Origin of the sequence: Streptomyces odonnellii (assembly GCF_000981895.1) — a bacterium.
GTDB lineage: Bacteria > Actinomycetota > Actinomycetes > Streptomycetales > Streptomycetaceae > Streptomyces > Streptomyces odonnellii.
Genome location: NZ_LATD01000457.1, coordinates 1 through 8,731, shown reverse-complemented (window position 1 = coordinate 8,731; position 8,731 = coordinate 1). Strand labels below are relative to the sequence as shown.

Below are 8,731 nucleotides of genomic sequence, written 5' to 3'. Positions count from 1 at the left end.
GGCGGGGTCCGGTCATCCCCGCCCTCCTCCGCCGTTCCGTACCCTACGGTGCGACGGAGGAGGGCAATCATGACCGGACTGCGCCTGGGACCGCTGCTGCGGTACGTGGACTTCGACGGCGGCGGTACGGCGAGCGTGTGGGTCGAGTCCGACGGGCCCGCCGAGGCCGAGGTCCGGTGCGCGGACGGCGCGTACGGGGCGTCCCGTACGTTCCAGGTCGCCGGCCACCACTACGCGCTCGTCCAGGTGACCGGCCTCACCCCCGGCACCGCCACCGCGTACGACGTGCTTCTCGACGGCCACCGGGTCTGGCCGCCGGAGGACCCGGCCTTCGCGGCCTTCCCGCCGAGCGTGATCCGCAGCCCGGACCCCGCCGCCGAAGCCGAGGAGATACGCGTCTCGTTCGGCTCCTGCCGGTGGGCGTCGCCCGCGCAGGGCGAGCCCGATCCGATCGGCCCCGACGCGCTGGGCACCCTCGCCAGGCACCTGGCGGCCGACCCCGCCGCCGCGCGCCCCGACGTACTGCTGCTCCTCGGCGACCAGGTGTACGCCGACGAGACCTCGGAGGCGACCCGCGCCCGGCTGGCGGAGCGGCGCGATCCGGCCGAACCGCCGGGCGCAGAGGTCGCGGACTACGAGGAGTACACCTATCTGTACGACGAGTCCTGGGGCGACCCGGACGTACGGTGGCTGCTCTCCACCGTGCCGAGCTGCATGATCTTCGACGACCACGACCTCGTCGACGACTGGAACACCAGCGCCGCGTGGCTCGCGGACATGCGGGCGACGCCGTGGTGGCACGAGCGGGTGCTCAGCGGGCTGATGTCCTACTGGGTCTACCAGCACCTCGGCAATCTCTCCCCGGCGGAAGTGGCGGCGGACCCGCTGTACGCGGCGGTACGGGCGGAACCCGACGGGACCGCTCCGCTGCGGCGGTTCGCCGCCGAGGCCGACCGCGACCCGGCGTGCGTGCGCTGGAGCTACCGGCGCGACTTCGGCCGCACCCGGCTGCTGATGGTCGACTCGCGGGGCGCCCGGGTCCTGGAGGAGTCGCGCCGCGCGATGCTCGACGAGAGCGAGGAGCAGTGGGTGCGCGACCAGATAATGGACGGCCGCGCCGCGGCCGGACCGCCGGAGGACCGGGGGGCGCGGCTTCCGGCCGATGCGGGCCCGTACGTCACGGAGCCCGGCCCGTACGACCATCTCCTCATCGGCACCTCGCTCCCCTGGCTGCTGCCGCCTTTCATCCACGACGTCGAGTCCTGGGACGCGGCGCTCTGCCGGGGCGAACGCGGCCCGCGCTGGGCGCGGTTCGGCGAGAAGCTGCGCCGCGCGGCGGATCTGGAGCACTGGGCCGCCTTCCCCGCCTCGTTCGAGCGGCTGTCCGCCCTGATCGCGGAGGCCGGCCGCGGTCCTGGAGCCCCGGCGACGGTGTCCGTGCTGTCCGGCGACGTCCACCACGCGTATGTGGCCGAACCCGCCTGGCCGGCCGGCACCGCCCCGGACGCGAGGGTCCTCCAGCTCACCTGCTCCCCGGTCCACAACTCGGTCCCCGGCTGGATCAAACTGGGCTTCCGCCTGGGCTGGAGCCGCGCGGCCCGCCGCCTGGGCCGCTCCCTGACCCGCCACGGCCGGATCGACGCCTCCCCCATGACCTGGCGCAAAACAGGCGGCCCCTGGTTCGCCAACCAGCTCATGACCCTCACCCTGCGGGCCCGCTCAGCCACCCTGACCCTCGCCCAGGCCCAAGCCCGCGAAGGCACCGCCGAGTTGACCACCACGGAGCAGCGCGCCCTGACCGGTTGACCCACAGCCGCCCCGGCCACGCCTGTTTCCCCGTGGCTACTCGCGTTGGTCGAGTTGTTCGTACTCCATCGCTTTGAAGCAGTCTTCGTGCACGGGCACGTGCCAGCCGGGACCGGACGGAGCGTCCCAATACACCCTGCGGTGGGGTTCCTCCGGTTGCACGGGCCAGTGGCACGCGTAGCAGCGCGGCGTCATGTCGGTGTCTACTCGTTTCCGCCCCGCCGGAGCGTCGTTTGCCGGACTTCATCGGGAGACCTCGACAGTCGGTGCGGATGCACCGCGATCTGTGCGTCGCACTCCCCGGCGGGCTCCTCGTCGATCATGAGCCGCCGGGCAGGCAGGTGTGCTCGGACGGTCTTGCCACCATTCCGCCGGGGGAACCAGGAGAGGGAAGCGCCCAAATTCCGGACCAGAAGAAGCCCCCGGCCACCCTCGGCATCGTCGGAGGGGTGAGCCATCTCGCCGAAGCGCGGAAACGCCCCGACCGGATCCGACACGTCCAGCACGAGAGCGCCGTCTGCCAGGACGGCCAGGCGTACCGACATGAATTCGCCAACGACCCGGCCATGGCTGATGGCATTGGACAGCAGCTCGGACGCGATGAGTGCCGCGTCCTCGACGTCGCCATGCCAGGCCAATAGCCCCAGGCGACGACGGATATGTATCCGGGCGAGACGCACCGAGCCGTGCACCATCGTGTAGTCCATCGACCACTCACGCGCCCCAGGCACGGTTCCCACCGGCTCGGTTCTCACGGTCAGGTCCCCCTAACCGGCAGCCGAGTTGTGCCCGGCCGCCCTCGGGTCTTCAAGAGGTTCACGACCAGATAAACGCCCAAACAGTCGGCCGGCCAAGGAAATTGGGCACTCAGTCGGACCGCCGACGGCCGGAAACTTTTACCGGCTCGGCGGCCGTGAACGGACGGACATCGCTAACGTTGCCGCATGACTCGGAATGTGCTCCTTGCAGCACGGATGGCAGCGGCGGGGTTCACGCAGCAGGAACTCGCCGACGCGGTCAACGAACGTATCGAGAGCTTCACCGGCCGGCCCGGAACCGTAAGTGATCGGCAGGTTCGAAACTGGCTGACCGGAAAGTCCCGAGCGCTGCGAGCGCGACAACGCCGCGCTCTCGAAGAAGAATTCGGCTGTCAGGCCGAGGAGTTAGGGTTCATGGCTGTCGCCTCCCGCTCTCACGCACCACCCGCTTCAGCGTCACCGGAGGTCCCCGTGCGGCGACGAGCTTTCGCCACCTCCGCAGCGGCACTTGTCGTTGCGGCCACACTCCCGCCCCAATCCGTCACAGCGGCACCCCGCGTGGGCATGGCCGACGCCAATCGCCTGGAAACCGCGTTTGCGGAACTCATCGCCGCCGACAACCAGCACGGCGGCACCATCAGCCTGGAAACCCGCGCTCTGGCCTTCGCACAACACGCCCTGGAACTTCAGATGATCGGACACGCCTCGCAGCGTGTGCGTGCCCGTCTCTACTACCTCGCCGCCGCGTTCACCGGCACAGCCCTGTGGGCCGCCCTCGACGCTCAGCAACCCGAGCGCGCCGGCCGCCACCTCGACCGCGCGATGACACTGGCCGGTCTCGCGGGCGGTTCAGAGATGCAACTTCGGCTGTGGGGCCACGCGGCGGTCCTCTCCCTCCAGCAACACCGGCCCAACGACGCGCTCGCCGCGGCCGAAGCGGGGCGTACATCCCACGCCTGCCGCCGTGACCCATTGATGCGTTCTCTGGCGGCCGCACGACTCGCGGGTATCCAGGCCGGTGTCGGCGGCCGTACGGCCGCGCTCCGCAACTTCGATCTGGCCGTCGAAGCGTTCAACCGCGCGGATCCAGCGGAACCTCGCCCCACCTGGCTCGGCTTCTACGACCAGTCGGAGCTCTACGGACTCGGCGCCCTCACCATGGCTCGCCTCGGGCGCCACGCCCAGTCCGAGGCGTACCTTCACCGCACCCTCTCCACGCTGCGCCCCGGATACACCCGAAATCGCCTCTATTACACGACTCACCTGGCTTTCGCCCAGCTTCGACAGCATGACATCGAGCCCGCCTGCGCCACCGCCGAGTCTGTACTGGGCGCCGCCGACGATGCTTCACTGACCGGGCGCACCAGCCTGCTGATGGACACATTCACCCGCGAGCTGTCCGAGGCCGCACCCAGAGCTAACAGCACCGCCCAATGGGTGGACAAGTACAACAACGCGCGAGGAGGCCGCACGTGACCGTCGAGATCCGGCATTACACCGCCGACCATCTGCCCGAGATCCGGCAGACGATCAACGACATTCACGCCGAGGTCCGCCACCGGGACTTCGGACTCACGGGCCCGTTCTACACGGTCAAACGCTTCAATGAGCGTCTGACCAGCTACGCGTCACGGCCGGGGTGGACGGCAGCCCTCGGCTGGGAGGCGAACGAACCGGTCGGCTTCTGCTTCGGCACACCGCTCGGGGCCGACACACTCTGGTGGAAAGCGATGACAGCACCGCTCCCCGAGGGGTACGCCCGAGAGGACGGCCATCGCACCGTCGCCCTCAACGAGATCGTCGTCCGCAAGCGATGGCGCGGCCGAGCGGTCGCCTGGCAGCTCCACGAAGCATGGCTCGCCCTCCGCCAGGAAGAACGCGTCACCCTCCTGGTCAACCCGTCCGCGGGGAACGGTGCCGTACAAGCGGTCTACGAAGCATGGGGTTACCGCAAAATCGGTGACCAGCAGCCATTCCCCGACTCCCCCGTCTTCGCGTCCATGACCCGGCCCGTGGTGCAACCCTGACGTCCGGACGGGCCCTGACACGCCAGCACCCTGAGCGGCCCCGCCGCTCCCCGCCGCCCTGACAGGTGTTCAGTGATCATTCACACAAGGCGTGATCCTGGGGGCAAGGCTTCGGCTGCCGGGTCGGCAGCGGCATGATGATGCGGACCATCCGCTTCCCGTACCCCACATGCCCCGGGAGTCACAGTTTTGTCCGATGCACGGCCCTCCAAGTCCCGTTCGTTCGCCGTCGTCGGCGCCGGTCCCCGCGGCACCTCGGTCCTGGAAAGACTCTGCGCGTCCGTGCCCGAACTGGCGCCGGACGTGCCGCTGACCGTTCATCTCGTCGACCCCGCGCCGCCGGGCGCGGGTCTTGTCTGGCGTACGGATCAGCCGGCCGAGCTGCTGATGAACACCGTGGCCTCGCAGGTGACCCTGTTCACCGACACCAGCGTCGAGTGCGCGGGCCCGATACGTCCCGGTCCGAGCCTGCACGAGTGGGCCGCGAGCCGTCCTGAGGAGCGGCTCGGCCCCGACGACTATCCGAGCCGCGCCGCCTACGGCCGCTATCTGGAGTGGGCGTTCCGCACAACGGTGGAGAACGCGCCGGAGAATGTGACGGTCGAGGTCCACCGGGCCCGCGCCATCCGCCTCGACGACGGCACGGATGATGGCGCCAATGGCCTGAACTCGCCCACCGATGCGTCCTGTTCAACCGGTACCTCCCGCTCGTCCACCCCGTACCGGCCCTCTCAAACACTCGTCCTCGACAATGGCACCGTGATTTCCGGCCTCTCTGCGGTAGTGCTCGCGCAGGGCCATCTACCGGTGGTTTCCGGCCAGACCCAGGCGACCCTCGCGCAGTACGCCGAGCGCCACCGGCTGCGCTATCTGCCGCCCGCCAACCCCGCGGATGTCGATCTGTCCGGGGCCGCGCCGGGTGAACCGGTTCTGCTGCGGGGCCTCGGTCTCAATTTCTTCGACCACATGGCGCTGCTGACGGCCGGCCGCGGCGGCATCTTCGCGCGGGACGCCGACGGCGTTCTCGTATACCACCCGTCCGGGCGCGAACCGCAGTTGTACGCGGGATCCCGGCGCGGAGTCCCGTACCAGGCGCGCGGGGACAACGCGAAGGGGCCGTCCGGGCGGCATCTGCCGCTGGTACTGACGCCCGATGTGATCGCGGTGTTCCGCAAGCGCGCGGACGAGGGCGATCCGCCGGACTTCCTGGACGAGATATGGCCGCTGGTCGCCAAGGAGGTCGAGGCGGTCTTCTACGCCACCGGGCTGGACGGCGACAGCACGGGACCGGACGGCGGCAGTTCGCCAGGGACCCGCTCCGGCGCCGGTACCGGCGCGCGCGCCGGCTCCCGGGCCGACGCCTCGACTGCCGCCCGGACCGGCGCGCTCACCCGGGAGGCGTTCCTCGACCGGTTCCTCGCCACCCCGCACGGCAGCCCCCAGGAGTCCGCGGTCCTGGACGCCGCCGGGATCGCCCCGGACGCCCGCTGGTCCTGGGACCGGATCTCGCGCCCGTACCGCGGCGAGACCTTCCGTGACCCGGCCGATCACCGCGCCTGGCTGCTGGCCCATCTGCGCCGGGACGCGGCCGAGGCGGCGCTCGGCAATGTCGCGGGCCCGGTCAAGGCGGCCCTGGACGTGCTGCGGGACGTACGGAACGAGGTACGCCAGATCGTGGACCACGCCGGTCTCACCGGGTCGTCCCGGCGCGACCATCTCGACCGCTGGTACACCCCGCTCAACGCGTTCCTCTCCATCGGCCCGCCGCGCCGCCGTATCGAGGAGATGGCCGCGCTGATCGAGGCGGGCGTGCTCGATGTGATCGGGCCGCGCACGACCGTACGGGCGGTGGACGGCGCGTTCGTGGCCGAGTCCCCGGATGTGCCGGGCTCCGCCGTACGCGCCACGACCCTGATCGAGGCCCGGCTGCCGGAACCGGATCTGCGACGGAGCTGCGACCCCCTGCTGTCACGGCTTCTGAAGACCGGTCAGTGCCGGCCGCACCGCGTCGGCGGTTACGAAACCGGCGGCCTGGATGTAACACGCCGTCCATACCACCTGATAGGCCGCCAGGGGGAACCTCACCCCCGGAGGTTCGCCCTCGGGGTGCCCACGGAAGGGGTCCACTGGGTGACCGCGGCGGGAGCGCGGCCGGGCGTCGACTCGGTGATGCTCTCGGACACCGACGCGGTGGCACGTGCCATCTTGCGCACTCCGGACATCAGGGCCACGGAGGAGCCGGCGGAAGACTCGGCGCGAAATGATCCCCGGCAAAATGTTGAACTTGCAAGCATTGATTAGGTCTGCCTAACGTGAGGGGGAGCTTCTCATCGGTCCAGACCAATCGATCGAAGGAGTACTACCCCCCATGTACACACGCCTCAACCATGCCCAGCCGTATGCCATAGGGCTGTTCCGTATCGTCGTCGGGCTGCTCTTCGCCTGCCACGGAGCCGCCTCGCTCTTCGGCCTCTTCGGCAAGGACACCGTTTCCGCGGGCAGTTGGCCGGGCGGAATCGCCGCGATCATTCAGCTTGTCGGCGGCGGTCTCGTCCTGCTGGGCCTCGGCACCCGGGTGGCGGCACTGGTGTCCTCGGGCTCCATGGCATACGCCTACTTCAATGTGCACCAGCCCGAGGGCCTCTTCCCCATGCAGAACAACGGCGAGCCCGCCGCCATGTTCTGCTGGGCGTTCCTGCTGATCGTCTTCACCGGCCCCGGCGCGCTCTCGCTGGACCGGCTGTTCTCCTCGCGGGACTCGGGCGGCGAGGGCGAGCGGACCGGGCAGGAACGGCGTACGGCAGTGCCCGCCTGAGCCTGAGCCGTGCGGCACGGCCCTGTGGCACACGCGCCGGAGTCCGGCGGCAACCCCCGGAGTCCGGTGCACGCCCGCCCGCCGACGACCGGACCGACCCGTACGAGGTCCGGACGTCGGCGTCGTGCTACCCGCCTTTGTGCTACCCGCCCTCACTCTCCGTACCGCACAGGCGTACGCTGTACGACGGCAGCCGCCCTGCCGCTTCCCTGCGACCGCGGCACTGTCACAGGCGCGTGCGGGGAACGGGCGGGGAGAGTCGAGAAGGTGCTGGAGAGTCTGGGGTCGCTGACGGGCAGCCCATGGATCTACGCGGTGGTGGGGGTCTCCGTCCTGCTGGACGTGTTCCTGCCCGTACTGCCCAGCGGTGTCCTGGTGGTGGCCGCCGCCACAGCCGCGGCGGGCTCGACGACCGTCGCCGAGGTGACCGTCGCGGAAGCGGCGGACCGGGTGGCGCAGGTGCCGCGTGAGGTGCCCGCCGATGTGCCCTCGCTGCTCATCCTGATGCTGTGCGCGGCCGGTGCCTCCGTACTCGGCGATCTCTTCGCGTTCCGTATCGCCCGGCGCGGCGGCAGGCTGGGCCTGGCCATCGCGCGCTCACGCCGGCTGGCCACCGCGCAGGAACGGCTCGGGAGCGCGCTCGCCGGAAGCGGCGGCATCCTTGTCGTCCTCGCCCGCTTCGTTCCGGCCGGACGCTCGATCGTCTCGATCGGCGCGGGCGTGGCACACCGCAAGGCGCGGGAGTTCCTGCCGTGGTCGGCGCTGGCGGGCGTGGCGTGGACGGGCTACAGCGCGGGCCTCGGCTACTTCGGGGGTCAGTGGCTGGGCGCGAGCTGGACCGGTACGGCGGTGTCCGTGCTGGCGCTGTTCGCCGCGGGCGCGCTGGCGGCGTACATCGTCAAGCGCCCGGACCGCACCCCGGCCCCGGCCGCCTGACCGCTCGTACCCGCACCACCCCCGTACGCGCACGGACGGGCGGTACGAAGGCTCAGGCGCTGCCCGCAGCCGTACGGGCCTGGCCCGCGCCCCGTATCTCGATGTCCTGGAGCAGCCGCGCGGTCGCCTCCGCGATCTCGTCGACGGCCCGGTCGAAGACCTCGCGGTTGTGCGCGGCGGGCGCGCGGAAGCCGGAGACCTTGCGCACGTACTGGAGCGCGGCGGCCCGGATGTCCTCCTCGGTGGCCTCCTCGGGGAGGGCGGGCGGACGGAGAGTCTTGATGCTTCGGCACATGCCCCAAGTGTGAACCATGGGTACGACAGTGGCCCCGGCCCGCCACCGCCCTCCATCGCCCACGACCCTCAAGCCACCACCACAGCCCCCACCG

8 protein-coding genes are annotated in these 8,731 nt (G+C 70.7%); 6 read left to right on the top strand and 2 right to left on the bottom strand.

The window, feature by feature from the left end:
• Positions 1 to 69: 69 nt before the first annotated feature.
• On the top strand, positions 70 to 1,806 hold the full coding sequence (locus WH07_RS32840) for an alkaline phosphatase D family protein (RefSeq protein WP_046508263.1): 1,737 nt from the start codon (positions 70 to 72) through the stop codon (positions 1,804 to 1,806).
• A 203-nt stretch (positions 1,807 to 2,009) separates the two neighbouring features.
• On the opposite strand, the gene WH07_RS32835 is transcribed toward WH07_RS32840, so the two are convergent.
• Positions 2,010 to 2,513, bottom strand: coding sequence for an ATP-binding protein (locus tag WH07_RS32835; RefSeq protein WP_052744637.1), 504 nt, complete (start codon positions 2,511 to 2,513; stop codon positions 2,010 to 2,012).
• A 237-nt stretch (positions 2,514 to 2,750) separates the two neighbouring features.
• Here WH07_RS32835 and WH07_RS32830 point away from each other — a divergent pair, with 237 nt between their 5' ends.
• From WH07_RS32830 to WH07_RS32810, 5 genes are all read left to right on the top strand, one after another.
• On the top strand, positions 2,751 to 4,040 hold the full coding sequence (locus WH07_RS32830) for a hypothetical protein (protein ID WP_157877478.1): 1,290 nt from the start codon (positions 2,751 to 2,753) through the stop codon (positions 4,038 to 4,040).
• Entirely contained in the window at positions 4,037 to 4,591 is a 555-nt protein-coding gene (locus WH07_RS32825; RefSeq protein ID WP_046508261.1) for a GNAT family N-acetyltransferase, read from the top strand. The genes WH07_RS32830 and WH07_RS32825 overlap by 4 nt, the downstream gene beginning before the upstream one ends.
• A gap of 189 nt (positions 4,592 to 4,780) precedes the next feature.
• On the top strand, positions 4,781 to 6,892 hold the full coding sequence (locus WH07_RS32820; protein WP_079023752.1) for an FAD/NAD(P)-binding protein: 2,112 nt from the start codon (positions 4,781 to 4,783) through the stop codon (positions 6,890 to 6,892).
• A gap of 67 nt (positions 6,893 to 6,959) precedes the next feature.
• On the top strand, positions 6,960 to 7,406 hold the full coding sequence (locus WH07_RS32815) for a DoxX family protein (protein WP_046508260.1): 447 nt from the start codon (positions 6,960 to 6,962) through the stop codon (positions 7,404 to 7,406).
• A gap of 267 nt (positions 7,407 to 7,673) precedes the next feature.
• On the top strand, positions 7,674 to 8,342 hold the full coding sequence (locus WH07_RS32810; RefSeq protein ID WP_046508258.1) for a DedA family protein: 669 nt from the start codon (positions 7,674 to 7,676) through the stop codon (positions 8,340 to 8,342).
• Positions 8,343 to 8,394: 52 nt separating this feature from the next.
• Here the strand turns inward: WH07_RS32810 and WH07_RS32805 are convergent, their stop codons facing one another.
• Positions 8,395 to 8,637 carry a DUF2277 domain-containing protein gene (locus WH07_RS32805; RefSeq protein ID WP_046508256.1) on the bottom strand — a complete coding sequence of 81 codons (243 nt, stop codon included), beginning with the start codon at positions 8,635 to 8,637 and terminating at the stop codon, positions 8,395 to 8,397.
• Positions 8,638 to 8,731 lie beyond the last annotated feature (94 nt).

Coding starts and splice junctions, on each gene's coding strand:
- WH07_RS32840 (WP_046508263.1), top strand. CDS start 70: ATGACCGGACTGCGCCTGGGACCGCTGCTGCGGTACGTGGACTTCGAC.
- WH07_RS32835 (WP_052744637.1), bottom strand. CDS start 2,513: ATGGACTACACGATGGTGCACGGCTCGGTGCGTCTCGCCCGGATACAT.
- WH07_RS32830 (WP_157877478.1), top strand. CDS start 2,751: ATGACTCGGAATGTGCTCCTTGCAGCACGGATGGCAGCGGCGGGGTTC.
- WH07_RS32815 (WP_046508260.1), top strand. CDS start 6,960: ATGTACACACGCCTCAACCATGCCCAGCCGTATGCCATAGGGCTGTTC.
- WH07_RS32805 (WP_046508256.1), bottom strand. CDS start 8,637: ATGTGCCGAAGCATCAAGACTCTCCGTCCGCCCGCCCTCCCCGAGGAG.